The organism is Bradyrhizobium elkanii USDA 76 (genome assembly GCF_023278185.1).
GTDB classification, from domain to species: Bacteria; Pseudomonadota; Alphaproteobacteria; order Rhizobiales; family Xanthobacteraceae; genus Bradyrhizobium; species Bradyrhizobium elkanii.
The window spans coordinates 4,124,409-4,147,708 of record NZ_CP066356.1 but is presented as its reverse complement, the minus strand read 5'-3'; the positions used below and the strand labels follow the sequence as shown (position 1 = coordinate 4,147,708).

Annotated in this window: 25 protein-coding genes and 1 tRNA gene; 12 read left to right on the top strand and 14 right to left on the bottom strand. The window is 63.4% G+C overall.

The features are described 5' to 3' along the window. Window positions 1-334 precede the first annotated feature (334 nt). A complete protein-coding gene (gene rplL, locus JEY66_RS20080; protein WP_016847588.1) occupies window positions 335-712 on the bottom strand; it encodes a 50S ribosomal protein L7/L12 in 378 nt (125 codons plus the stop codon). Window positions 713-765: 53 nt separating this feature from the next. Further along, window positions 766-1,284: a 50S ribosomal protein L10 gene (gene rplJ / locus JEY66_RS20075; RefSeq protein ID WP_018272146.1), complete on the bottom strand. Its 519-nt coding sequence runs from the start codon at window positions 1,282-1,284 to the stop codon at window positions 766-768. Between the two features lie 619 nt (window positions 1,285-1,903). Between rplJ and JEY66_RS20070 the strand changes: the two genes are divergently transcribed. Next, complete coding sequence (locus JEY66_RS20070) at window positions 1,904-2,818, top strand: hypothetical protein (RefSeq protein ID WP_051110113.1); 915 nt, start codon at window positions 1,904-1,906, stop codon at window positions 2,816-2,818. Then, the gene (gene sigJ, locus JEY66_RS20065) at window positions 2,796-3,680 is read left to right on the top strand and encodes an RNA polymerase sigma factor SigJ (RefSeq protein ID WP_018272148.1); all 885 of its coding nucleotides are present in this window, start codon (window positions 2,796-2,798) and stop codon (window positions 3,678-3,680) included. The genes JEY66_RS20070 and sigJ overlap by 23 nt, the downstream gene beginning before the upstream one ends. Window positions 3,681-3,688: 8 nt before the next feature. On the opposite strand, the gene JEY66_RS20060 is transcribed toward sigJ, so the two are convergent. The 7 genes from JEY66_RS20060 to JEY66_RS20030 form a co-directional block, all read right to left on the bottom strand. After that, on the bottom strand, window positions 3,689-4,645 hold the full coding sequence (locus JEY66_RS20060; RefSeq protein ID WP_018272149.1) for a 2-hydroxyacid dehydrogenase: 957 nt from the start codon (window positions 4,643-4,645) through the stop codon (window positions 3,689-3,691). Between the two features lie 155 nt (window positions 4,646-4,800). Beyond that, window positions 4,801-5,493 (bottom strand): 50S ribosomal protein L1, encoded by a 693-nt coding sequence (gene rplA / locus JEY66_RS20055; protein ID WP_018272150.1) that lies wholly within the window; start codon window positions 5,491-5,493, stop codon window positions 4,801-4,803. A 6-nt stretch (window positions 5,494-5,499) separates the two neighbouring features. Then, window positions 5,500-5,928, bottom strand: a complete 429-nt coding sequence (gene rplK, locus JEY66_RS20050; RefSeq protein ID WP_016840552.1) for a 50S ribosomal protein L11 — start codon at window positions 5,926-5,928, stop codon at window positions 5,500-5,502. A gap of 131 nt (window positions 5,929-6,059) precedes the next feature. Continuing rightward, the gene (gene nusG / locus JEY66_RS20045; RefSeq protein ID WP_016840553.1) at window positions 6,060-6,593 is read right to left on the bottom strand and encodes a transcription termination/antitermination protein NusG; all 534 of its coding nucleotides are present in this window, start codon (window positions 6,591-6,593) and stop codon (window positions 6,060-6,062) included. Window positions 6,594-6,613: 20 nt separating this feature from the next. Next, window positions 6,614-6,805 (bottom strand): preprotein translocase subunit SecE, encoded by a 192-nt coding sequence (gene secE, locus JEY66_RS20040; RefSeq protein WP_016840554.1) that lies wholly within the window; start codon window positions 6,803-6,805, stop codon window positions 6,614-6,616. Window positions 6,806-7,143: 338 nt separating this feature from the next. Next, the gene (locus tag JEY66_RS20035; protein WP_018272151.1) at window positions 7,144-8,481 is read right to left on the bottom strand and encodes an ATP-binding protein; all 1,338 of its coding nucleotides are present in this window, start codon (window positions 8,479-8,481) and stop codon (window positions 7,144-7,146) included. Then, a complete protein-coding gene (locus JEY66_RS20030; protein WP_018272152.1) occupies window positions 8,481-9,227 on the bottom strand; it encodes a response regulator in 747 nt (248 codons plus the stop codon). Before JEY66_RS20030 ends, JEY66_RS20035 begins: the two co-directional genes overlap by 1 nt. A gap of 204 nt (window positions 9,228-9,431) precedes the next feature. On the opposite strand from JEY66_RS20030, the gene JEY66_RS20025 reads away from it, so the two are divergent. Continuing rightward, window positions 9,432-10,340 (top strand): DUF3313 domain-containing protein, encoded by a 909-nt coding sequence (locus JEY66_RS20025; protein ID WP_018272153.1) that lies wholly within the window; start codon window positions 9,432-9,434, stop codon window positions 10,338-10,340. Window positions 10,341-10,345: 5 nt separating this feature from the next. On the opposite strand, the gene JEY66_RS20020 is transcribed toward JEY66_RS20025, so the two are convergent. After that, complete coding sequence (locus JEY66_RS20020) at window positions 10,346-11,959, bottom strand: acyl-CoA synthetase (protein WP_018272154.1); 1,614 nt, start codon at window positions 11,957-11,959, stop codon at window positions 10,346-10,348. Between the two features lie 80 nt (window positions 11,960-12,039). Then, window positions 12,040-12,804 (bottom strand): FadR/GntR family transcriptional regulator, encoded by a 765-nt coding sequence (locus JEY66_RS20015; protein ID WP_018272155.1) that lies wholly within the window; start codon window positions 12,802-12,804, stop codon window positions 12,040-12,042. Window positions 12,805-12,988: 184 nt separating this feature from the next. Here JEY66_RS20015 and JEY66_RS20010 point away from each other — a divergent pair, with 184 nt between their 5' ends. Continuing rightward, window positions 12,989-14,194 (top strand): ABC transporter substrate-binding protein, encoded by a 1,206-nt coding sequence (locus tag JEY66_RS20010; protein WP_018272156.1) that lies wholly within the window; start codon window positions 12,989-12,991, stop codon window positions 14,192-14,194. A gap of 138 nt (window positions 14,195-14,332) precedes the next feature. Here JEY66_RS20010 and JEY66_RS20005 read toward each other — a convergent pair whose 3' ends face one another. Further along, entirely contained in the window at window positions 14,333-15,319 is a 987-nt protein-coding gene (locus JEY66_RS20005) for an AraC family transcriptional regulator (RefSeq protein ID WP_018272157.1), read from the bottom strand. Between the two features lie 341 nt (window positions 15,320-15,660). Between JEY66_RS20005 and JEY66_RS20000 the strand changes: the two genes are divergently transcribed. The 7 genes from JEY66_RS20000 (at window position 15,661) to JEY66_RS19970 (ending at window position 20,699) form a co-directional block, all read left to right on the top strand. Next, the gene (locus JEY66_RS20000; protein ID WP_026192900.1) at window positions 15,661-16,872 is read left to right on the top strand and encodes an OpgC domain-containing protein; all 1,212 of its coding nucleotides are present in this window, start codon (window positions 15,661-15,663) and stop codon (window positions 16,870-16,872) included. Between the two features lie 124 nt (window positions 16,873-16,996). Continuing rightward, window positions 16,997-17,401 carry a DUF2059 domain-containing protein gene (locus JEY66_RS19995; protein ID WP_016840564.1) on the top strand — a complete coding sequence of 135 codons (405 nt, stop codon included), beginning with the start codon at window positions 16,997-16,999 and terminating at the stop codon, window positions 17,399-17,401. 35 nt (window positions 17,402-17,436) lie between these two features. After that, window positions 17,437-17,610 carry a hypothetical protein gene (locus JEY66_RS19990; protein WP_157183464.1) on the top strand — a complete coding sequence of 58 codons (174 nt, stop codon included), beginning with the start codon at window positions 17,437-17,439 and terminating at the stop codon, window positions 17,608-17,610. Window positions 17,611-17,688: 78 nt separating this feature from the next. Further along, window positions 17,689-18,078, top strand: coding sequence for a VOC family protein (locus JEY66_RS19985; RefSeq protein ID WP_016840565.1), 390 nt, complete (start codon window positions 17,689-17,691; stop codon window positions 18,076-18,078). 82 nt (window positions 18,079-18,160) lie between these two features. Beyond that, complete coding sequence (locus JEY66_RS19980; RefSeq protein ID WP_129965105.1) at window positions 18,161-19,303, top strand: beta-keto acid cleavage family enzyme; 1,143 nt, start codon at window positions 18,161-18,163, stop codon at window positions 19,301-19,303. 74 nt (window positions 19,304-19,377) lie between these two features. Next, window positions 19,378-20,142 (top strand): carboxymuconolactone decarboxylase family protein, encoded by a 765-nt coding sequence (locus JEY66_RS19975; RefSeq protein WP_018272160.1) that lies wholly within the window; start codon window positions 19,378-19,380, stop codon window positions 20,140-20,142. Between the two features lie 26 nt (window positions 20,143-20,168). Next, entirely contained in the window at window positions 20,169-20,699 is a 531-nt protein-coding gene (locus JEY66_RS19970; protein ID WP_041482888.1) for a hypothetical protein, read from the top strand. 182 nt (window positions 20,700-20,881) lie between these two features. On the opposite strand, the gene JEY66_RS19965 is transcribed toward JEY66_RS19970, so the two are convergent. After that, window positions 20,882-20,957 (bottom strand) — tRNA-Trp (locus JEY66_RS19965). A gap of 169 nt (window positions 20,958-21,126) precedes the next feature. Here JEY66_RS19965 and JEY66_RS19960 point away from each other — a divergent pair. After that, on the top strand, window positions 21,127-22,350 hold the full coding sequence (locus JEY66_RS19960; protein ID WP_026192902.1) for a serine hydrolase domain-containing protein: 1,224 nt from the start codon (window positions 21,127-21,129) through the stop codon (window positions 22,348-22,350). Between the two features lie 139 nt (window positions 22,351-22,489). On the opposite strand, the gene JEY66_RS19955 is transcribed toward JEY66_RS19960, so the two are convergent. Further along, window positions 22,490-23,257, bottom strand: coding sequence for an SDR family NAD(P)-dependent oxidoreductase (locus JEY66_RS19955; RefSeq protein WP_026192903.1), 768 nt, complete (start codon window positions 23,255-23,257; stop codon window positions 22,490-22,492). Between the last annotated feature and the right edge of the window lie 43 nt (window positions 23,258-23,300).

The following is a 23,300-nucleotide window of genomic DNA, read 5'->3' as shown; positions in this document are numbered from 1 at the left end:
AGGAATTAAATCCCCGGCCCGGCCCCCATAACCTCCAAAACGCAAAACGACGCGCGGGGCGCATCACTGCACCCGCTCGTCCAAACGCTCCGCTTTACGGACTGAAAAAGCCCGAAATCTGACTGTCTCCCAACGGCTTCCGCCGGGTGCCCTGCCGCCCCCGCCGCCTACCGTGTTTTTCCGCTGCCAACCCGATATGGGATGGCAATAAAGGAGATTCGAGGGTTAAGTCCACGGATCCCCACACTTTTTTGTGTCCGGCACGCCACGCGACAACCTGTCGCACGCCGTTTGCATGGCCCGGGAGCGCCCTGCGGCGCTCCCGGATCGCGCATTACTTGAGCTCGACCTTGGCGCCAGCCTTCTCGAGCTGGGCCTTGATCTTGTCGGCTTCTTCCTTGTTGACGCCTTCCTTGAGCGGCTTCGGAGCGCCTTCGACGAGGTCCTTGGCTTCCTTCAGACCGAGGCCGGTGATGGCGCGGACTTCCTTGATGACCTCGATCTTCTTGTCGCCGGCGGCAGCCAGCACGACGGTGAAGTCGGTCTTCTCTTCAGCCGGAGCAGCGGCGGCACCACCAGCAGCCGGGCCGGCAACCGCGACCGCGGCAGCGGCGGACACGCCCCACTTTTCTTCGAGGAGCTTGGCGAGTTCGGCCGCTTCGAGCACGGTGAGGCTCGAGAGGTCGTCGACGATTTTCTGCAGATCAGCCATTGTTCAGTTCCTTAAACGTTTGGTTCGAACCAGGTTTGAGATTAGCGAAGGGGTCAGGCCGCTTCGCCCTTTGAGGCATGAGCCTGAATGACGCGCGCGAGCTTGGCCGCGGGCGCGTTGGAGAGCTGAGCGAGCTTGGTCGCGGGCGCCACGAGGAGGCCCACGATCTTGCCGCGCAGTTCGTCGAGCGACGGCAGTGAGGCGAGCGCCTTCACGCTGTCGACATTCAGGACGGTTTTGCCCATCGAGCCGCCGAGGATGACGAACTTCTCGTTCGCCTTGGCGAATTCGATGGCAACCTTTGGCGCCGCAACCGGATCGTTCGAAGTAGCGATCACGGTCGGCCCCTTCAGCAGGGAACCGATGGCTGCGACGTCAGTGCCTTCAAGAGCAATTTTGGCGAGACGGTTCTTCGAGACCTTCACCGACGCGCCCGCCTGCTTCATCTGCATGCGCAGCTTCTGCATCTGGGCCACGGTGAGGCCGGAATAGTGAGCAACGACCGCGACGCCCGTGGTCTTGAAGACCTCATTGAGCTGTTCGACCGCCTCTTTTTTTGCCGCTCGTTCCACAGCAAGCTCTCTCCGGTTGGCGGCCTTTCCGCGAGGACAGGACCGCCGGGTTGCACCCATCGTCCCGCCCTAAACCTGATCCTTGGGGCGCAACACCCTTCGGACATGCCGGGCAAGACGACATCTAGAAGCCTGCCCTCCCAGAGCCTTGCGGCCATGGGCTGTCGAGGTTCGAACCAAACCAGCCTCCCGGCCGCGAACTGATCGCGACGTGGGGTGCAAAATCCGGTCTTCACCCGTCTATGCAGGCCATGCGATTAAGCCGTTGAAAACACGAAGTTCTCGCGGGCGCCTGCAGTCTTGGACAGGATCGAGGCACTTCAGCACGCTGAAGGCCCCTGCTCTCACGCCGTCAGAGGCGACGGGTTTCCTTCCTTTCGAGCATCCTTGCGGGCATGCGGAAAGGAATGATCTCCTATCATCTCAGGTTTTCGGATTGCGAGCACGGACATGCCAGCAAGTGCCAGCACGCCCGGAAGGCGCTATGTAGCCGGTCCTGCCCTGCTTGCCAAGAGCAAATTTCAGACCAGTTCGGCGACCGGCCCGGCCCAGCGAAAAATTTCTTCCCGGACGGCGTCACGCGCCGTCTCCGTCGCTCGTCTTGGCGCTGGAGGCTCGCATGAAACGATGGATTGCAGGAATTCTCGCCCTATTCAACCTCGGCAATGGGCTGGTGATGCTCTCAGCCGGTTCCCTCTGGTGGTCGTTTGTGCCCGGCGCCGCCGATACCGGTCCGTTCAACCCTCATTTGGTCCAGGATGTCGGCATCGCCTTCATCGCAGCCGGGCTCGGCCTGGCGGCGCGAGCCTTGTGGCCGGCCTGGTGGCCGGCAGCGGTCGCGGGCGCCGCGTTCCTGGCCGGCCACGGCGTGCTGCATCTCGTGATGATTGCCGGCGGCCACGACCGCCACGCCGCATCCGATCTGGTGGCGGTCGTCCTGCCCGCGGCGCTCGCCCTCTATTCCGCTCTGCCAAATCAAGGAGAAGACATGCGTAGTTTCATCGCGCGCCGCATGCTGCGCGCCTATTCCAGGCGCTACGGCTACGACACCACCTATCTCGAGACCATGCTCAAGGAATCGCCCGCCGCGTTCTTCAAATTCGCCGGCGCGATGAAGGCCGCCGCCTACCGCGCGGTCGCGCCGGTTGAGGCCTTCTATGCCGCCAAGCTGACCGGCGCCCTGGCGGAAGATTGCGGTCCCTGTGCGCAACTCGTCGTCGACATGGCGATCGGAGCCGGAATGGCGGAACAGCAGGTCACCGCCGTGCTCCGGCGCGATGTTGCCGCCATGACCGCGGACACCGCGCTCGGCTTCCACTTCGCCAACGCCATCGTGCAGCGCTCGACCGACGACGATGCCTGCCGCGACGCGGTTCGCGCGCGCTGGGGCGAAAAAGGCGTGATCGACCTCGCTTTGGCCCTACAAATCGGCCGCATCTTCCCCATGATGAAGCTGGCGCTGGGATATGCCAGGGAGTGTCGCCGCGTGACCGTGGCCGGCCATCAGATCGATGTCATCAAGCAGGCTGCCTGAGCGCGACCCGCTGGCGCCGTATCGGGCGCGGCTGACCGGGCTTGCCTATCGCATGCTCGGCAGCCGCGGCGATGCCGACGATGTGGTCCAGGACGCCTGGCTGCGGTTCGCCGCGGCCGACGACGTTCGCAATCCCGAGGCGTTCCTCGTCACCGTGGTGACCCGGCTTTGTCTTGACCGGCTGAAGAGCGCCCGCGCCCAGCGCGAGGTCTATGTCGGTGCCTGGTTGCCCGAGCCGGTGTTCGACGAGACGCTGTCGGCCGAGGCGGCGACCGAACTCGCAGACGATCTCTCCTTCGCGCTGATGCTGGCGCTCGACGCCCTGACGCCGCTCGAGCGCGCCGCGTTCCTGCTGCACGACGTGTTCGACCGGCCATTCGCGGAAGTCGCCCGCACCCTCGAGCGCAGCGAGGCGGCCTGCCGGCAGCTCGCCGCGCGCGCCCGCCGATCGGTCCGCGGCAACCGCCCTGTTCCCGTCGAGCCGCCCGAAGGCCACGCACGGCTGCTGACGGCATTCTGCAAGGCCGCGGCCAGCGGCGACGTCTCCGCCCTCGCCAACCTGCTGCGCGAGGATGCCATCGCGATCACCGATGGCGGCGGCCGCAAGCTGGCGGCGCTGAAGCCGATCAAGGGGGCAGAGAAGATCGTCCGCTTCATCATCGGTATCGCCGGCAAGAACGCCGGCAGCGAGGTTCGCGTCGAGCCGATGATGGTCAATGGCTGCGCGGGCGCGCTGATCTTCCTCGATGGCGAAGTCGACCACACGCTGAGCATGGCGATCGACGGCGAGACCGGCCGGATTGCGGCGATCTACATCGTCCGCAACCCGGACAAGCTGCGTCACGCGCCGCGCCGGAGCTGAAGCTCCGGTCAGGCCGCCGTCGCCACCGGATAGGCGAGCGGCTTGCCGGCGAAGAACGCGTCGAGATTGGCCAGCACGCAATCCTGCATGGCGACGTGCGATTCCAGCGTGTGGCCGCCGAGATGCGGCGACAGCACAACGTTCGGCAACGCGGTCAGCGCATCGGGCGCATGCGGCTCCCTGGCGAACACGTCGAGGCCGGCGCCGGCGATCACGCCGTCGGTCAGCGCCGCGACCAGCGCCGTCTCGTCGATGACCGAGCCGCGCGCGATGTTGACGACAAAGCCGTCGCTGCCGAGCCGGCGCAGGATGTCGGCATTGATCGCATGCTCGGTCTCGGCGCCGGCGCGGACGGCCACCAGCAGCACGCTGCACCAATCGGCGAGCGCCTCCAGCGTCGGAAAGTATTGATAGGGCACGTCGTGCTTCGAGCGGCTGAAGTAGCCGACCTCGGTCTCGAAGGCGGCGACGCGGGCGGCGATCTTGCGGCCGATCTCGCCCATGCCGTAGACGCCGACCTTGCGGCCGCGCATGCCGGCCTGCGGCCGCATCATCGGCGACGGCTTTGCACGTGCCCAGTCGCCGCTCCGGACGTAATTGTCAGCCACCAGCAGCCGCCGCACCGACGCCAGCATCAAGGTGACTGCGGTGTCCGCGACCGACGCCGCATTGGCACCGGGGCTGTGACCGACCGCGATGCCGCGTTTCGCGGCGGCGGCGAGATCGACGCCGTCGTAGCCGGTGCCGTAGCAGACGATCGCGCCGAGCTTCGGCAGCATGTCCATGGCCTCCGTGCCGAGCGCCGTGCCGCCCGCAGTGATGATGGCGCGGATCTCGGCGAGCTCGGCCGGCGGGAACGCCTCGTCCCATCGCTTGCCTGCCGCGTTCAGCAGCTCATAGCGCTCGCCGAAGCGGATCAGCTGGGCCTTGGGAAAACGCGAATAGACCAGGACCTTATCGGGCATTGTTCTTCTTTCTTGCGAGAGGCTTCAGCTGGTTGTTCTGACGCGTTTTCTTCACGCGAACCGGCACCCACTTCGCTGGAAAACGCTCTTGCAAAACAAAGGGCGGAACCGGTTACCCGGTCCCGCCCCTCTTTATCTCGTCACGGCCAAGGATCTCAGCCGAGGATCGTACCCGGCTCGACCTTCACACCCGGGCCCATGGTGGAGGAAACCGCCACGCGCTGGATGTAGGTGCCCTTGGAGCCCGCCGGCTTCGCCTTGGAGACCGCGTCGGCCAGCGCCTTGACGTTCTCGACCAGCTTGTCCTCGGAGAACGAGGCCTTGCCGATGCCGGCCTGCACGATGCCGGCCTTCTCGACGCGGAACTCGACCGAGCCGCCCTTGGCACCCTTCACGGCGTTGGTGACGTCCATGGTCACGGTGCCGATCTTCGGGTTCGGCATCATGCCGCGCGGACCGAGCACCTTACCGAGGCGGCCGACCAGCGGCATCATGTCGGGCGTGGCGATACAACGATCGAAATCGATCGCGCCGCCCTGCACCTTCTCGACCAGGTCTTCGGCACCGACGACGTCGGCACCGGCGGCCTTGGCTTCCTCAGCCTTGGCGCCCCGCGCGAACACGCCGACGCGAAGCGTACGGCCGGTTCCGTTCGGCAGGTTGACGACGCCGCGGACCATCTGGTCGGCGTGACGCGGGTCGACGCCGAGATTGATCGCGATCTCGATCGTCTCGTCGAACTTCGACTTGGCGCGCTCCTTGACCATCTTGATGGCATCCGCGAGGGGATAGAGCTTCTCGCGATCGACGCCCTCGCGGGCCTTCTTCAAACGCTTTCCGATTGACATGGCCCGTTACCCCGCAACTTCCAGACCCATCGAACGGGCAGAGCCCTCGACCATCTTCATGGCCGATTCGATGGTGTCGCAATTCAAGTCCTTCATCTTCTTCTCGGCGATCTCGCGCACCTGCGCCTTGGTCACCTGGCCGGCCTTGTCACGGCCCGGCGCCTTCGATCCGGACTGGATCTTGGCGGCCTGCTTGAGGAAGTAGGACATCGGAGGGGTCTTCATCTCGAAGGTGAAGGACCGGTCCGCATAGATGGTGATGATCACCGGGATCGGGGTGTTCTTCTCTTCCTTCTGGGTCTGCGCGTTGAACGCCTTGCAGAACTCCATGATGTTGAGACCGCGCTGACCAAGCGCGGGGCCGATCGGGGGCGAAGGATTCGCCGCACCGGCCGGGACCTGAAGCTTCAGGTATCCGGTCACTTTCTTTGCCATTTATCACTCCTGTTGTGCCGGACAGGGCCGGCGGTTTCAGGTTCCGTGGTTCGGTTGAAGGGGCTGGCGACCGCCTCCTCCCTCCCACGGCCTCTCGACTTGACGCGAGGCATATACCCCGCGCCGTCCGGTCAGACCACCTTTTCGACCTGACCGAATTCCAGTTCCACAGGGGTCGCGCGGCCGAAGATCGACACCGCAACCTTCACGCGCGAGCGCGCCTCGTCGATTTCTTCCACCACGCCGGAGAACGAGGCGAACGGGCCGTCGGCCACGCGCACGTTCTCGCCGATTTCGAACGACACCGACGCCTTCGGACGCTCCACGCCCTCCTGCACCTGGTGCAGGATCCGCATCGCCTCGGCTTCGGAGATCGGCATCGGCTTGTTTTCCGCGCCGAGGAAGCCGGTCACCTTCGGGGTGTTCTTGATCAGATGGAACGCCTCGTCGGTCAGCTTCATCTTCACCAGCACATAGCCCGGGAAGAACTTGCGCTCGGCGTCGATCTTGCGGCCGCGGCGCACCTCGGTGACCTTCTCGGTCGGCACCAGCACCTGCTCGAACAGCTCTTCCAGCCCGCGCTGCTTGGCCTGCTCACGGATCGATTCCGCGACCTTCTTCTCGAAGTTCGAATAGGCGTGAACGATGTACCAGCGCTTGTCCATCAATTGAGTTCCCATGCTCATCAGTGGATGCCCAGTATCAGGGTGATGAGGTAGCGGATGATCTGATCCGCGGCGAAGAAGAAGATCGAGGCCAGCGCCACCATCACGAACACCATGATGGTGGTGATGGTCGTCTCGCGGCGCGTCGGCCAGGTGACCTTGGCGGTCTCCGAGCGCACTTCCTGCAGGAATTTGAACGGGCTGAAAGCCATCGTGAGATCCGCGTCCGTGACCGGACGATTGCAACGTTTCAAGGAATCCGAACAGCCGACCTTGCGGACCCAGCCCTCGTTTGGAAGGTTGAGCCGATAAACGAGCTCGAATGTTCGGGGAATTAGGCCGCGCCGGATATCCGCCCTCAAAGCGGGCCGGCTGCGAGTGCCGGGTATCTACTGCGAGACCGGCCAAACGTCAAGGTCGACGGGGTCGCATCCGGCGCCTGCCCGGCTCGGGCCGATCGGGCATTGGCCTCTCCAAATCAAGGGCTTAGCCGGCACCCGGCGGCAGGAGGACGCTTCCGTCGCGCATCGCAGCCGCTGTCTGGCCTCCTCTAGGCCAGGACGGGCGTCGGCGGCAGCAGCATCGAGACAAGCAATCCGCTCGGCTCGCCCGGCTTCAACGCGATGCTGCCGCCATGCCGTTTGACAATATCCTGGGCGATCGACAGCCCCAGCCCAAAGCCGCCGCTGTCCTGACGCGCGCTGTCGGCCTTGAAGAAAGGCTTGAAGACCTTGTCACGCAGCGCCGGCGGGATGCCGGGACCATCGTCGGCCACCGCGATCTCGATGTGATCCGCCTCCGCGCGGCGCAGCGTCACCGCAACCAGGCTGCCGTGCTTGACCGCATTCTCCACGACATTGGTGACGGCGCGCGACAGCGCGCGGGGCCGGCAGACATAGGGCAGCCGCGCGGGCCCGGCATAGGACACCGCATGGCCCGTATCGGCGAAGTCCGAGCAGATCGTCTGCAGAAAGCTCGGCAGGTCGATGCACGATGCCGCCTCGGTGCGGGCATCCTCGCGCAGATACTCCAGCGTCTCGTTGATCATGCGCGTCATCTTGGCGATATCGCCCAGCATCGCCGTGCGCAGCGCGTCTTCGCGCACTCGCTCGGAGCGCAACCTGAGCCGCGTCAGCGGCGTCCGCAGATCGTGGCTGATCGCCGCCAGCATGCGGGTGCGGTCGTCGAGCAGTGCTGCGATACGGGTGCGCATGTCGTTCAGCGCGTCCGCGACCTGGGCGATCTCGCGCGGACCGCGCCGGCGCAGCACTTTGGAAGTCCGCGGCGAGCGGCCGAACGAGGTCGCAGCGCGTGCGACCTCCGCCAGCGGCGCAATCACCCAGCGCACCGCATAGACCGACAGCAGCAGCATCGAAATCAGCAAGATGATCGCGCCCCCGGCCACCGGACGGAGCAAAGTGGACCAGAGGCCGCCCTTGACCGCAACGTCGGCCATCAGCGCGTGGCCCTCGTCGAGCCTCACGATCAGCTGTGACGACGAGCCTGCCGGATGGCGCAGGTCCTCCATCAACTCAATTCCGGGCTCGGCCGCCAGTTGCCGGAATGCTCGCATGGAAAACGACCGCGTCTCCGCGGTTGTTCGAGGCACCAGTTCGCCCAAGGCGACGCGCCTGACGTCGAGACCGCCGCGCCTGGCTGCGGCCAGCAGTTCATCCGCGTCTGCCGGCGTCTTAATCGAACGCACCAGCTGTGTGAGCTCCGCGACCCGCCCTGCCAGAAACTTCTGCGTGTCGGTGATCGAGGGAGAATCGAACAGATAGATGATGGTCACCGCCGCGAGCATGATGCCGATCAGTTCCGAGAGCGCGACGAGGCTCATCAGTTGCGCAGCGACGCTGCGCGGTATCAGCCGCTGCGCCCATCCCATCAGATCTGCTCGACTGCAGGCGTGAAGAGGTAGCCGCCGAGCCGCACGGTCTTGATCATCGAGCGGTCCTTCGGATCCGGCTCGATCTTCTGCCTGATGCGGCTGATATGGACGTCGACGCTGCGCTCGACCGATGCGATCAGGCCGCCGAAGGCCTGCTCGATCAATTGCTCGCGTGACAGCACCCGTCCCGGATTGCGGCAGAACGCCAGCAACAGATCGAACTCGGCACCGGTCAGCGTGATCCGGACGCCCGCGGGGTCATGCAGCTCACGGGTGGTGGGGTTGATGCGCCATCCGGCGAAGGTCAGCGGACGCGGCCGTGACCGCGACGAGGCGCCGCTCTCGACGCGGCGCAGCAGGGCCCGGATACGGGCGACCAGTTCGCGCGAATTGAAAGGCTTGGTGACGTAGTCGTCGGCACCGAGCTCGAGGCCGAGGATGCGGTCGATGTCCTCGCCGCGCGCCGTCAGCATGATGATGGGAATCGTGGACGACATGCGCAGGCGTCGGCAGATGCTCAGCCCATCCTCGCCGGGCAGCATCACGTCGAGCACGATGAGATCGAAGCTCTCGCGCTTGAGCAGCGCATCCATCTCGACGGCCGAACCAACCAGCACCGGCCTGAAGCCGTTGTCCTGCAGCACCTCGGCCAGCATGCGGGCGATATCGGCATCGTCCTCGACGCAGAGGATGCGTGCGTTGGTGACGGGGAAAGCCACGAGGTCATATTCCAGGATTTGCATCACGGCATTTTAGAGGCCTCGGCCCCAAATGCGCAGCGCGCAAATATAGCGTTTTGTTAAGCCTGCACGGCCAAATGTGGCTCAAATAGGTCGCGCGGTTTCGCGAGCTACATCTGACTTAATATCTCTTAATCCCGACCCCGGCGGCCCTGCCCTATCGTGACGTGCGATCGTTCGTGGGGTGAGCGATCGTTCGAGGGGTACATGAGAGTCGAATTTCTGCCGGGCGCTGCGACTGATGCGCAGAGCACGGGCCCGGCGTCGCGCAATGGTCAGCCCAATCGGCCGCCCCTGCTTGCCGGCGCTGCGGTTGCGATGGCGTTGCTGTCGGGCTGTGCCAGCGCACCGATGACGCGGGGCGGGTCATTGGCATCCTACGACAATCTCACGCCGTCCGACGGAGTGCTGGCGAAATCGCTGGTTCGCGTCAACAAGGACGAGGTCCTCGCCGCGAAGACGGTGCGGATCGTCCCGACGACCTTCTCGCAGGCAGCGTCGCCGACGCTGTCCCAGGAGCAGCGGCACCTGGTGGCCAACGCGATCGATCGTTCGCTATGCGTCGGCCTGAGCGAGCGGCTTCAGGTCGTTGGTCCCGATCAGCCCGCGGATCTGTCCGTGCACGCGCTTGTCACCCAGGCGGCCCCCACCGACGAGGTCGCGGCGGGTACTTCCAAGGTGGTCAGCTTCCTGCCGAGCGCGCTCGGCGCGGGAGTGCCGGTGCCGGTGCCGCGGTTGCCGGTCGGGCTTGGCAGCCTGACCGTCGAAGCCGAGGTGCGCGATCAGGCCAGCCGCCAGCAGGCGGCGATGATCTGGGCCCGCGGGGCGAATTCGTTCACCAACTCGCCCATGGTCTCGAGCGCCGGTGACGCCTACGATCTCGCCCCTTCCTTCAGCGACGATTTCAGCAAGCTCGTCGTCACCGGCGCGACGCCATTCGGAAAGGCGCCGGAGCTGCCATCGTTCGACAAGATTGGCGCAACGCTCGGCGGCAAGCCGAAATACGCGGCCTGCGAGGCGTTCGGCCGCAATCCCGGCCTGGTCGGAATGGCCGCCGGCAAGCTTGGCCTGCCGCCGGAATGGTCGGACAAGGCGCCGGCGACAGCTGGCCAATAGGCAGCCTAGCCGGCGAAGCTCTTCTGCACCGCCTGATCTAGCGTCGTCCCGCCGACATAGCGCTGCCGCAGCTCACGCTTCAGCAGTTTGCCGCTCGGGTTCTTCGGCAGGCTGTCGACGAAGATGACCTGCTTCGGCACCTTGAAATGGGCCATCGACGCCGCGCAATGCTTGATGACGGCGTCGGCATCGAGGCTTTGGCCGGCCTTGACCACGACGATCGCGGTCACCGCCTCGATCCAGCGCGGATCGGGCAGCCCGACCACCGCAACCTCCGACACCGAAGGCAGGCGGTAGATCATCTCCTCGACCTCGCGGCTCGCGACATTCTCGCCGCCGCTCTTGATCATGTCCTTCACCCGATCGACGACGGTGATGTAGCCGTCGGCATCGACGGTCGCGAGATCGCCGGAATGAAACCAGCCGCCGGCGAACGCGGCCGCGGTCTTGACCGGATCATTGTAGTAGCCGGACAAGAGATGCGGCGAGCGGTGCACGATCTCGCCGACCTCCCCGATCCCGACGTCGGTCATGTCCGGCCTGACCACCCGCGTCTCGACATTGATCGCGGGCTTGCCGGCCGAGCCGGCCTTCAACAGCTGGTCTTCCGGCGAAAGCACGGTCGCGAGCGGCGCGATCTCGGTCTGGCCGTAGAAATTCCAGAACTTCACGTCGGGCAGCCGGCGCTGCAATTCGAGCAGCACCTCGACCGGCATGATCGAGGCACCATAATAGCCCTTGCGCAGGGTTGACAGGTCGGTGCGGTCGAACGCGCCCGAGCGCAGCATCGCGATCCAGATCGTCGGCGGCGCGAAGAACGAGTTGATCTTGTGAGCCGCGATCAGCGCCAGGACATTGTCGGGCACCGGCTTGCCGGTAATGAGGCTGGTGGCGCCGAGATAGATCGCGGGCCCCAGGAAGACGTCGAGCTGCGCGCAGTGATAGAGCGGCAGCGCGTGCAGCACCGTGTCGTCGGTCGCCATGCCGCCGTCGATGATGCAGCTGACATACTGCCACATGACGGCTTCATGGGTGAGGATCGCGCCCTTCGGCAGCGACTCGGTGCCGCTGGTGTAGATGATCTGCGCGGGATCGCGGCTGTCCACCGACACATCCGGCGCCGACGCGTCGCTGTGCAGCAGGCTGTCGAATGTCGTGATGCCGTCGGGCGCAGTGGACGGATCCTCGCCCGGCAGCCAGATCAGGGTCTCGACCGCCGAGCCCTTGGCAGCCGCAGCGTGCGCCGTCTCAACGAAATCGGGGCCGACCGCGAGCAGCTTGGCGCCGGAATTGGCGAGGATGAAATTGATCTCGTCCGGATTGAGCATGAAGTTGATCGGCACCAGGATGGCGCCGATCCGGGCCACCGCAAACCGCAGCGCGGCGAAGCCGTGCGAGTTGCGCGACAGCACCGCGACGCGATCGCCCTTCGCAACGCCAAGCGTGAGCAGGCCGCGGCCGAGCCGATTGCAGATCGCGTCCATCTCCGCAAAGCTCCAGCTCACCTCGCCGCAGATCAGCGCGGTCTTGCCGGGGTAGCGCTTCGCCGACCGGCGCAACAGATCGCCGATGCTGTGCTCGCGGGCGCGCTGGATGGTTGCTGCGATGTCTCCGCTCATTTGTCCCTCCCGAATGTGCTTGTTGTCGCTGTCTTGTTTTCGTCTTGTCTTGTTTGCGTCTTGTCTTGGCCGCGCCGTCGCTATTGCCGGGCGGCGTAAGCGTGTTCCATGTAGGTGTGCTCGACCGAGCGATCGAGCGAGGCGATCTTCTCGAAGCCGCGCCGCCAGTCCTGCAAATGCCGCCGCGTCCACAGCACGCCGGCCTCCTTGTCGCGCCGCTTGATCGCGTCGAGCAGATGATGGTGCGCCTCAACGAGGCGCGCGCCGCCCTCCGGCACGCCGCCCACGATCATCTCGGTGGTCGGAAAGAACAGCTGCGCGGCGGGCTCGCGCGCCAGCTGCAGCACGCGGTTCTGCGAGGCCTTGGCCATCAGCACATGGAATTCCGCATCGAGCTCGGCAAGCGCAGCGGGATTGCCGACGACAGCTGCGCTGCGCTCGAGATTGCCGGCGAGCTCGGCGATGTTCTCCTCGGTGGCGCGCTCCACCGCGCCCTCGACGCTCGCGACCTCCAGCGTCATCGAGGTCTCGAACAATTCGCGGAACGTCACCTCGTGCAGGATCAGCGCGCGGGACAGTCGCGTGGCGAGCTTGTTGTAGCGCGGCAGGCAGGCCTGCAGCCGCCGGCTGGAATCGCGGCGGATCAGCCCGCCCTCCTCGAGCACGCGAATGCCTTCGCGCACCGTCGAGCGGTTGACGCCGAACTGCGCAACCAGCTGCTGCTCGGTGCCGATCGGCTCGCCCGGCTTGATCCGGCCGTTGATGATCTCGCGTTCGATCGCGTCGGCGACCTTCTGATAGGCCGGCGCGACATCGATGCGCCGGAACAGCGGCGTGGTGGGCATCTTCAGCTCCCCGGACTCCCGATTGTTGTTTGTCGGACAAAGGATAGGCGAAGGCTTTTGGGGCGTCAAACGAGCAATATTCGGCCTGATTGTCGCACCCAGGCAGCCGGAATTGACACCGGAACCGGGCAAATCTAGCTTTGTCGGACAAACTGATAAGAACACCTCGGGGAGGCACACCATCATGAAATCCATCGTCACGAGTCTGTCCGCCGCCGGCCTGATCGCGGCTGTGCTGGCAGGGCCAGCGCTCGCGCAGCAGGCGCCGCTCAAGATCGGCGTGCTCACGGATTTCCAGTCGGTCTATTCGGACATCGGCGGCGCCGGCAATGTCGAGGCCACCAAGATGGCGATCGAGGAGTTCGGCGGGTCGATGTTCGGCAAGCCGATCGAGCTCGTCACCGCGGACGCCCTCAACAAGGCCGACGTCGCCGCCACCATCACCCGCAAATGGTACGAGGCCGAGAATGTCGACATGATCATCGACATGCCGACCTCGGCGACCGCGCTCGCCGGCATGGAGATGTCGAAGCAGTTCGAGAAGATCATGATCGTGACGGATGCGGCGAGCTCCGACATCACCGGCAAGTCCTGCTCGCCCTACACGCTGCACTGGACCTACGACACCTACGCCAACGCCCACACCGTCGGCAGCGCGATCGTGAAGAACGGCGGCGATACCTGGTTCTTCATCACCGCCGACTATCTGTTCGGCCATTCGATCGAGCGCGACACCGGCGACGTGGTCCGCGCTGCCGGCGGCAAGGTGCTCGGCAGCGCGCGGCATCCGCTCAACACGCCGGACTTCTCGTCCTTCCTGCTGCAGGCCCAGGCCTCGAAGGCCAAGATCATCGGCATGGCCAATGGCGGCGCCGACACCATCAACACCATCAAGCAGGCCTCCGAATTCGGCATCGTTGCGGGCGGGCAGAACCTCGCCGGCATCGTGATGTTCATCTCTGACATCCACAGCCTCGGGCTCAAGCTCGCGCAGGGCCTGATCATCACCGAGGCCTACTATTGGGATCTCAACGACCGCACCCGCGCCTTCGGCAAGCGCTTCTTCGAGCGCATGAAGCGGATGCCGACGATGAACCAGGCCGCGACCTACAGCGCCACCCTGCACTACCTCAACGCGGTGAAGGCCGCCGGCACCAAGGAGACCAAGCCGGTGCTGGCCAAGATGCGCGCGACCCCGGTTCGCGACGCCTTCACCGATAACGGCGTGGTCCGCGAGGACGGCCGCATGGTGCACTCGATGTTCCTGTTCGAGGTCAAGAAGCCCGAGGAATCGAAGGCGCCGTGGGATTATTACAAGGTGCTCGCCGAAGTCCCCGGCGACCAGGCGTTCCGGCCGCTCAAGGATGGCGGCTGCCCGCTCATCAAGTAGGCAAACATGATCATGGCCGGGGTCCGGGACCTCGGCCAGATGCGGCTCTCTTACTGGCTTGTTTGCTCGCGGGGGACAGCGTTTCGCTCCGAGTTCAACATACAGACCACATCAAGAACCGGATTGGGCCAAAGCCAATCAGTTGCTCCGCCATTCGCTGGGCGCCACACCGGACCAGCGCTGAAAGGCATGGCTGAAGCCGCTCAGCTCCGCGTAGCCGAGCGCGAGCGCGATGTCGGTGATATCCATCCGCGTGCCTGCGAGCAATTGGCGCGCAACTTCGAACCGTGATTGGTTCACCAGTTCGCGAAAGCTCTTGCCCTCCGCCTGCAGCCGGCGGTTCAGCGTCCGGGGTCGTACCGACAGTTCGCTAGCGACCTCTTCCAATGAGACGTCCGGAAATATCACCCTTGCGCGCAGCATGCGGGTAACCGTGTCGGTGACGCAGGGTTGTTCGACGGCCCAATAGGCGGCGATGGACTTCTCCAGTATTCGGCGCAGCTCCCCGTTTGCACCGCGAACAGGACGGTCGAGGAGACTGGCCGGAAACACCAGCGCATGCTGCTCTGCATCAAATCGAGGAACGAATCCAAAGAAACGGCGATAGGGTTCAACGTTGCTTGGGGTTCGACGAGAGGTGCGCACCTCTTCGGGCGCCGCACCGACCAACTCCCTCATCATATTGAACCCGATCGCGATCGCTCCGTCACTGATCTGGTCAACGGCCTGCACACCCGGATAGTGCACGGCATACCCCCAAAAAGCGACGTCGTCCTGGATCACAAGATAAGTAACTGCGCCGCGCACATAGCGTCGCTGGTTGGTGCAGAGGTCCAGGATCGCATCCTTGAGCGTCGGAGCAGTATGCATCAGTCGCCCGACGAGCCCAAGGCTGGCGGTCCCTGACCGCTGCCCGACGAGGAATCCGAAATGCTGGCATCCCGTCGCAGCTACGCCAGCCTCGATGAGCCGGCCCAACTCGATGAATGAAATCGAGTTTTCGGGGTTGCGCAGCAGGTCGAGATTGATGCCCGCGCCCGCGATGACGCCTGCGGGATCCTTGCCCAGTTCTCGCAAGACCTGGGGAAGCTCGACCAGAGCTCCGACGCGTTGTCGCCCTTCCATTGGTCGCACCTCGGCTTGACGCCTACGGGTTAACTACACTTCGGGGACGTGAGACCATGGGACGTGTCGCAAAATAACAAGCGGCATGAATTGATCTCGATCAACATGTCAAACTGAGACGTCACGTCAGATGATGCGATACTCTGACAATCCAATCGTGCTCTTTGTAACGAATAGAGGTCTGGCAGGGGTATTTCAGGCGTAAGGCCGGGCGCCTTCGACACGGCCCCTGTGTGCGATGTCGCGGGCATTTCCGAGAGACCCGGTCGGGCAGTTTGCTCACGACGCGTTCGAGAAGCGTGACAGCGTAATGGCGCGTCATCCAGCAAATGGAGCGTGACATGCTTAACCGGGACTCGCTAGCTCTCTTCACCCCAGTCGAACGCGATCTTCGGCTCGATTTCTTTCGCGGAATCGGACTGTGGATGATCTTTCTCGATCACATCCCCCACGACGTCGTGTCGTGGCTGACGTTGCGAAACTATGGGTTCAGCGACGCCGCCGAATTCTTCGTCTTTATTTCCGGCTATCTGGTCGGATGGATTTATAGCCCGATTGTTCGCGGTGGCCAGTTCGCGGCGGCGATGAAACGGCTGTGGAAGCGAGCAGCCCAGATGTACGTCGCGCATATCATGCTGTTTCTGATCTTTACGGCGCAGATCGCGCGCACCGCGCGGCGGTTCGACAATCCAATGTACGAAAACGAATTCAACGTGTTCAACTTCCTTCAGCACCCGGACGTGCTGATTCAGCAGGCGATTACGTTGCGGTACAAGCCGGTCAATCTCGACGTCCTGCCGCTCTACATTACGCTGGTGCTCGCAGCGCCCTTCATGGTCTGGTGCCTGGTGCGCCGTCCCAACCTCACCCTGGCCGGTTCCGTGGTGCTCTATGTCCTGTCGCGGCTGTTCGACTGGAACATCGCATCCTATCCGCCGGGCACGACCTGGTACTTCAATCCGTTCTGCTGGCAGCTCCTGTTCGTGTTCGCCGCCTGGTGCGGGCATGGAGAAATCGCAAAGTACTCGAAATGGGTGTGGTCGAAGACCGCGCTCACGATAGCCGTGGCCTGGCTCTTGTTCGCCTTTGTCATCGTCATGACCTGGCACAGCGCATTCCTCGAATCGCTGATCCCGAAATGGATGGTCAAGGCGATCTATCCCATCGACAAGACCGACCTCGACATGCTGCGCTTCACGCACTTCCTGGCGCTCGCCACCGTCGTTACACTCTTTATCTCACCCGAGTGGAAGCCGTTGAAATCAAAATGGCTGCACCCGACGATACTTTGCGGTCAGCATTCCCTGCCGATCTTCTGTATCGGCGTGCTGCTGTCATTTTCGGCGCATTGGATTCTGACGCAGTACACCAAGGGTGCCTGGGAGCAGCTTGCGGTTAGTTTCGCCGGCGTTCTGATCATGGTGGTCATAGCTTGGTTTCTGGACCGCGCGGCAAAAGTGCCCGACCTGTTTATCCGTGTGACAGAGGGTAGCCAACCCGCGATCGAGGTCGGAGAAACCATCGTCGAGGGGGCGCAAGTTGCAGCTCAATAGGCGACGATTGCTTGGAATACACAACCTTGCGGGGTTTTCCATGCCCAGACATTCATTGGTCATCGGCGGCATTCTTCTTGGTTTGACTTTGACCACATCCGCACAAACACCGCCGCCCGACGCCATGACGGTGGCGAGAAGCCTGGTGGTTACCCTGAAGCTCGGGGATCAGTACAAGGCGCTGCTTCCTGCTATCCTGTTCCGCATCAAACCCCTGGTCACGCAAGAGAGAGCTGAGCTCGAAAGCGATTACGATCTCATTGTCACCAAAGCCGGCGATCTCTATACGCCCTACTACAATGAAATGCGTGAGCAGGCGGCAGCCGTCTACGCCGCCAATTTCACTCTCGACGAATTGTTCCAGATGGACGCTTTCTTTCGTCAGCCGGCAGGACAAAAGCTAATCGAAAAGTGGTCTGCGATGTCGCTGCAAACCGCTCAGATCGGTCAAGACGTCGGCCGCAAGGCAAGCGAGGATTTACGTCAGCGGCTGACGGAAGCGCTACGGCAGAAGGGTCACAGGCTTTAGCGCCGAGCTCGTTTGATCAAAATCGGATGGCTGGCATGAAAAGGCTATTCGGTATTCTGACGAGAAGCCCGCAATTGCCTGCATCGATAACGATCTTTGCGATGTTGTTGGCTGCAATGTTGGTCAAGTTCAACAAGGCGGGATGGACGATTTCTGCGCTCCTTTGTGTGTTGCAGATAGCAAGAGGCGGAACAGGAGAGCGCGGCTAGCCTCCCGACGTATTCCGGTCGGGAGCCGCAACATGCAGCGACGACGGCTTGCGGCCAAACAATGGAGGGAGAGGATCGATGACCAGCCTGGTGACTCACTTTGAAGTCTACGGCGAAGCTCCTGCGCAGCTCGCGCGGTTCTACGCCAGCCTTTTCGGCTGGCAGATCGAGAAGGCGCCGGGCGTCGACTATTGGCGAATTCAAACCGAACCGGCGAATGGCAAGAGCTTCGGGGGCGGTCTGACCTACCGCGCAGCGGACGGACCGAGTTCATGGCTGCCTTACGTGACCGTCAGCGCGCTGGACGACACTCTTTCGGAAGCGCAGCGCATCGGCGCACATATCGTGCGTCCCAAGACAGCCGTGCCCAGAACCGGCTGGTATGCGGTGCTCACGGATCCCGAGGGAAACTGCTTTGCCATCTGGCAGGCGGACCGCACTGCATTTCCACCGCCAGAACCCGACTGAACAGCCTTCCTGTCGCGGCAACGAACTGCGAGGCGCAGTTTTGAAGTGAAATGCAACGACCACACGATAGAGGGAGACGGACATGTACTACACTGACGACTCGATTCTTCCTGAGAACATGGCGCCACTAATCATCACCGCGGCCCCATATGGGCCGGAGTGGATTCCCGGCGACGCCGACATCCCGGTGACGTGGGATGAACAGGTTCAGGCCGCGGTGGACTGCTACAATGCCGGAGCCACGATGCTCCACGTGCATGTGCGTGACCCCGCCACCGGGCACGGATCGATCGATTTCGACCAGTTCAACTACTTCATCGGCCGACTGAAGCAGGCCGTGCCCAAGATGATCCTGCAGGTCGGCGGCTCGATCTCGTTTGCTCCCAAGTCGGCCGACGCCAAGGCGAAATGGCTCGATTATGATACGAGACACATGTTGACGGAGCTCGATCCAAAACCGGAATGCGTCACGATCGCGACCGGCACAACCCAGTGGGACATCATGTCCTGGATGTCAGCCGACGACATCAAGGGCACCCACCTCGAGAATAACCCAAAGGTCCAGGCGGCATGGGCAGGCATGTGGGTTGATGCTGCGCCGGCCTTCTACCTCGAACACTTGAAGCGGTTGCGGAAGAATCGGATTCAACCGTATTTCGTCCCGGCCCATGTCCATCAGCTGGAGCTTATAGAACGGCTGATCCGTGCCGGCGTCTATATGGGGCCCATGAACCTTGCGATTGCCGGCTATGGCGGCGGCACGCTCGGCCGCAATCCCTATCACTGGATGGAATTCCTTCGTCAGGTCCCGCAGGGAGCGTCTGCGACTTTCTGGACCAGCATGCGCGGCCTGATTCCGATCTCCGCCATGGCGATCGTGCTCGGGCAGCACGTGCGCGTCGGCAATGAGGACAATCTGTGGGGCCCGGACAAGAAGCGCCGGACCACCGTGCAGCAGATCGAAGGTGCCGTGCGGATATGCAAGGAGTTCGGTCGCAAGGTCGCAACCGCGGAGGAAGCTCGCCAGATCATGAAGATCGGCGTCTGGTATGACAGCGTCGAGGAGACGTTGCACAACCTCGGCCTGCCGCCTACCCGCAAGGACGGACAGACCGGGTTCCTGGTGTGGGAGACCGACGGCAAGAAGGCGGTCGCAAAGACCGGCGGCGATTCCCATCCGATGGCCTACTGCATGGTGCCGCCGACACAGGTGGCCGCCGAATAGACCGTGCTACGGATCCCGCATTCCACTGATGCGGGACCCAGCAACATTTGCTCGACACTTGTTGAGGTGCGGACATGACCAGCAATCGGCAAGCTGAAGCGAACACCGCAACCCGCTCGCCGCATCGGACAGGTCCATGGGATGCGGCGGTCGGTACGCTCCACGAATGGGACCCGACCTGGGCACGCGCGTGTGTCAAGATGACAACCGGCCCGTGGGCCCACGAGGTCATGCCTCGGAAGCTTGTCGAGCTCGTCAGCGTCGCACTGAACGCCGCCTGCACAAATCTCAATCCAGACGGAACACGGCGCCACATCCGCGCTGCGCTCGAAGCGGGCGCGACGCGGGACGAAATCCTCACAGTTCTCAAGATGGCGTCCGTGATGTCGATTCATTCATGCAGTCTGGGCGCCCCCATTCTGCTCGAAGAGGCCAAGGTAGCGGGCGTATCCTCGTCGAAGATGCAAGCAACCGCGACGCCGGCTTGCGACAAGATGAAGACGGTCAGGCAATGGAACAGCGCATGGGATCCGTTCCTTGAACTCGCTCCCGCCTGGACCGATGAATTCATGGCGACCGGCGCGGGCATTTACGGCAGCGGCACTTTCTCGCCAAAGGACATCGAACTTCTCAGCATCGCCTTCGATGCCTCCTACACCCACATGTACGCGCCCGGTACGCGACGGCACATCAAGGGTGCCCTCAAGGCAGGCGCGACCATGGAGGAAATCATGGAGGTGCTGAAGCTCTGCGTTGTGCAGGGCGTGCAGGCCTGCAATCTCGGCGTGCCGATCCTGGCGGATGAATTGGAACGGCGGCGGATTGGTGCCGAGCCTTGATTGGTAAGTCGGAGCAGGACCGGACAATGCGCGATCAACAACTTGCTCATATCAAGGAGAAAGGCGTCGCAGAGGCCCGGAGGTTGTTCTGGATTGTTCTCTACCTTTGGGTCCTGCTCGGCCTGTTTGCCGTTCACAGATCGATCGTCCTGAACCAGCAAGACGTATTCTATCATCAGGGCTTCGCCTTCATCAATGCATTGGTGCTGGCGAAGATCATGTTCGTCGCGGAGGCGTTCAACATCGCCGAAGGTATGAAGCACAGGCCACTGATCTATCCGATCGCATACAAGTCGGCCGTGTATGCCGTGATCTTGCTGTCCTTTCACGTGGTTGAGGACGCTCTTATCGGCTTGTGGCGCGGCAAGACGCTCGGCGAAAGCATCTCTTCATTGGGCGGAGGAAGTCTGGAGGAAATACTTGTCGTCGCGCTGATCATGTTCGTCGTTCTGATGCCGTTCTTCGCGTTGAGGGAGGTCGGCAGGGAAATTGGCGACGACAAATTGTACGAGCAATTCTTCGTACGAAGGACGAAGTACATTCCAATGCAATCCTAGCGAAGCTGCTCCGCAGGACGTCATCGCTCCACGTCGGACGTATCCGAAACGCGCCCCCTTGCATCAGCCTGTCGACTGCCGTTCGCGAGGCGGCTGAGCCCGTTTGGGTCCGAACTGGGGCCCGCGCGTCTAGTGTTCCCGGTGCGTTCGCCGCGCAATAATGGCTAAGTATTTGATTTAGCTGGCAGGAGTGGCAGGGCTCGAACCTGCGACCCCCGGTTTTGGAGACCGGTGCTCTACCAATTGAGCTACACTCCTGCAGGGAACCAGCGTCGCCGCCGGTTCGCGCCGTTTCAAGCACAGGGCATGGCCGGTTTGCAAGGGCGAAGCGGCGAAGCTTCTGTTCATTGCAAAACTTCTGCGTCAGACTTCGGCCATCACCCCACGTCGGCGCTCCGCCGCAAGAATCAAGAACCAGGGAGAGACCATGAACGCCCAGACCGCCGCCAAGCACGCCACCAACCCAACCACCCCGTCCCTCCCCCTCGCCAAGCCCGAATCGATCGGACTGTCGGGCGCGCGGCTGCAGGCGCTATCCGATACCTTCAAGCGCGAGGTCGACAAGGGAACCGTGCCCGGCGTGACGGTGCTGGTGGCTCGGCGCGGCCAGATCGGCTGGTTCGACGCGATCGGCCGGCAAACCCCGACCGCCTCAGCGCCAATGACCCATGACACGATCTTCCGCATCTTCTCGATGACCAAGCCGATCGTCTCGGTCGGCATCATGCAGCTGCTGGAGAACGGCCACTTCCTGCTCAACGATCCCGTTGCGAAGTTCATCCCCGAATTCGCCGAGACCAAGGTCGGCGTCGAGAACAACGGCAAGCTCGAGCTGGTCGCGGCGAAACGGCAGATGACGATCCAGGACCTGCTCCGCCACACGTCTGGGCTTACTTATGACCACACCGGCAACGGCCCGGTGCAGCAGCTTTACCAGCAGTCGCGGCTGCGCAGCCGCAAGATCACCAATGCCGAGCACGCCACCATGCTCGCCGGCATGCCGCTGGTCTGCCAGCCCGGCGCCGAGTGGAACTACAGCCGCTCCACCGACGTCCTCGGCCGCATCATCGAGGTCGTCAGCGGCAAGACGCTCGGCGCGTACCTCACTGAGCGCATCCTCGCGCCGTTGCAGATGACCGAGACCGCCTTCCACACCGGGGAAGCCAATGCCGGCCGCCTCGCCGAGGCGTTTGCCAACGATCCCTGGACCAACGAGAAGGTGCAGCTGTTCAACATGCTGGAGAAGCCGGCGATGGAATCCGGCGGCGGCGGACTGGTCTCGACCACGATGGACTATGCCCGCTTCGCGCAGATGCTGCTGAACGGCGGCTCGCTCGACGGCACCAGGATCATCGGCCGCAAGACGCTCGAATTCATGGCCTCCGATCACCTCGGCGCCGGCGTCACGATCCAGGGCACGCTGGTGTCACCCGGCCACAGTTTCGGCCTCGGCTTCGCCGTGCGCATGCAGCAGGGCATCGCGCCGTTCTCCGGCTCGGTCGGCCAGTATTTCTGGAGCGGCATGGCCGGCACGTTCTTCTGGATCGATCCGAGCGAAGACCTGATCGCCGTCTTCATGATGCAGGGCCCGGGCCAGCGCGAATATACCCGCTCGCTGGTGCGCAACGGGGTGTATGCGGCGGTGGAGTAAGGCGACCACGCCTCCCCTTGCTCCGCGTCATGCCCGGGCTTGTCCCGGGCATCCACGTCTTTGGGGTCGCGAAGGACGACGTGGATGGCCGGGACAAGCCCGGCCATGACGACAAATCGCGACCTCGACGACGCCGGCGTCAGCTGATCGTAGCGCCGCCGTCGATCACGATGGTCTGGCCGGTCATGAAGTCGCCGGCGCGCGAGCCCATCATCACGGCGGCGCCCGCGATCTCGTCCGGCACGCCGATCCGCAGCAGCGGCGAGCGTGCGGTCGAGGCCTTCAGATTGTCCGGATTGTCCCACAGCGCCTTGGCAAAGTCGGTCTTGATCAGGCCCGGCGCGATGCAATTCACGCGGATATTGTGCTTGCCGTATTCGCAGGCGAGGTTGCGCGCGAGCTGCATGTCGGCGGCCTTGGAGATCGCGTAGGCGCCGAGGATGGTCGAGCCCTTCAGGCCGCCGATCGAGGACACGATGATGATCGAGCCGTCCTTGCGCTCGATCATCTGCGGCACCACCATCGAGATCAGCCAGTTGTTGGCGACGATGTTGTTGTCGAGGATCTTGCGGAACTGATCGTCGGAGATGCCGGCGAGCGGACCGTAGTAAGGATTGGACGCCGCGTTGCAGACCAGCACGTCGATCTTGCCGAAGGCGCGGTTGCTCTCATCGACCAGGTTCTGCAGGTTTTCCTTCGACGAGATGTTGGCCGCGATCGCAACCGCGGTGCCCTTGCCGTAGCTGTCGTTGATCTCCTTCGCCACCTGCTCGCAGACGTCAGCCTTGCGCGAGGAGATCACGACCTTGGCGCCGTGCTCGGCCATGCGCTCGGCGATCGCGCGTCCGATGCCGCGCGTCGAGCCGGTGATGACGGCGACTTTTCCCTTCATGTCGAACAAGGTCATGTTTCTCTCCCTGATGTTGCGGTGTTTGAATTCTGCGTTGAGC

Bases quoted from the DNA above. Each gene is read 5' to 3' on its own strand.
- JEY66_RS19970 (WP_041482888.1), top strand. From the start codon at position 20,169: ATGCGCGATCAACAACTTGCTCATATCAAGGAGAAAGGCGTCGCAGAG.
- JEY66_RS20005 (WP_018272157.1), bottom strand. From the start codon at position 15,319: ATGGAAGGGCGACAACGCGTCGGAGCTCTGGTCGAGCTTCCCCAGGTC.
- rplK (WP_016840552.1), bottom strand. From the start codon at position 5,928: ATGGCAAAGAAAGTGACCGGATACCTGAAGCTTCAGGTCCCGGCCGGT.
- sigJ (WP_018272148.1), top strand. From the start codon at position 2,796: ATGTCATCAAGCAGGCTGCCTGAGCGCGACCCGCTGGCGCCGTATCGG.
- JEY66_RS20010 (WP_018272156.1), top strand. From the start codon at position 12,989: ATGAAATCCATCGTCACGAGTCTGTCCGCCGCCGGCCTGATCGCGGCT.
- JEY66_RS20025 (WP_018272153.1), top strand. From the start codon at position 9,432: ATGAGAGTCGAATTTCTGCCGGGCGCTGCGACTGATGCGCAGAGCACG.
- JEY66_RS20070 (WP_051110113.1), top strand. From the start codon at position 1,904: ATGAAACGATGGATTGCAGGAATTCTCGCCCTATTCAACCTCGGCAAT.
- rplL (WP_016847588.1), bottom strand. From the start codon at position 712: ATGGCTGATCTGCAGAAAATCGTCGACGACCTCTCGAGCCTCACCGTG.
- JEY66_RS20015 (WP_018272155.1), bottom strand. From the start codon at position 12,804: ATGCCCACCACGCCGCTGTTCCGGCGCATCGATGTCGCGCCGGCCTAT.
- JEY66_RS19960 (WP_026192902.1), top strand. From the start codon at position 21,127: ATGAACGCCCAGACCGCCGCCAAGCACGCCACCAACCCAACCACCCCG.
- JEY66_RS19975 (WP_018272160.1), top strand. From the start codon at position 19,378: ATGACCAGCAATCGGCAAGCTGAAGCGAACACCGCAACCCGCTCGCCG.
- JEY66_RS19980 (WP_129965105.1), top strand. From the start codon at position 18,161: ATGTACTACACTGACGACTCGATTCTTCCTGAGAACATGGCGCCACTA.
- JEY66_RS20030 (WP_018272152.1), bottom strand. From the start codon at position 9,227: ATGCAAATCCTGGAATATGACCTCGTGGCTTTCCCCGTCACCAACGCA.
- JEY66_RS19955 (WP_026192903.1), bottom strand. From the start codon at position 23,257: ATGACCTTGTTCGACATGAAGGGAAAAGTCGCCGTCATCACCGGCTCG.
- JEY66_RS19985 (WP_016840565.1), top strand. From the start codon at position 17,689: ATGACCAGCCTGGTGACTCACTTTGAAGTCTACGGCGAAGCTCCTGCG.
- rplA (WP_018272150.1), bottom strand. From the start codon at position 5,493: ATGTCAATCGGAAAGCGTTTGAAGAAGGCCCGCGAGGGCGTCGATCGC.
- JEY66_RS20000 (WP_026192900.1), top strand. From the start codon at position 15,661: ATGCTTAACCGGGACTCGCTAGCTCTCTTCACCCCAGTCGAACGCGAT.
- JEY66_RS19995 (WP_016840564.1), top strand. From the start codon at position 16,997: ATGACGGTGGCGAGAAGCCTGGTGGTTACCCTGAAGCTCGGGGATCAG.
- nusG (WP_016840553.1), bottom strand. From the start codon at position 6,593: ATGGACAAGCGCTGGTACATCGTTCACGCCTATTCGAACTTCGAGAAG.
- secE (WP_016840554.1), bottom strand. From the start codon at position 6,805: ATGGCTTTCAGCCCGTTCAAATTCCTGCAGGAAGTGCGCTCGGAGACC.
- JEY66_RS20035 (WP_018272151.1), bottom strand. From the start codon at position 8,481: ATGGGATGGGCGCAGCGGCTGATACCGCGCAGCGTCGCTGCGCAACTG.
- JEY66_RS20060 (WP_018272149.1), bottom strand. From the start codon at position 4,645: ATGCCCGATAAGGTCCTGGTCTATTCGCGTTTTCCCAAGGCCCAGCTG.
- JEY66_RS20020 (WP_018272154.1), bottom strand. From the start codon at position 11,959: ATGAGCGGAGACATCGCAGCAACCATCCAGCGCGCCCGCGAGCACAGC.
- JEY66_RS19990 (WP_157183464.1), top strand. From the start codon at position 17,437: ATGAAAAGGCTATTCGGTATTCTGACGAGAAGCCCGCAATTGCCTGCA.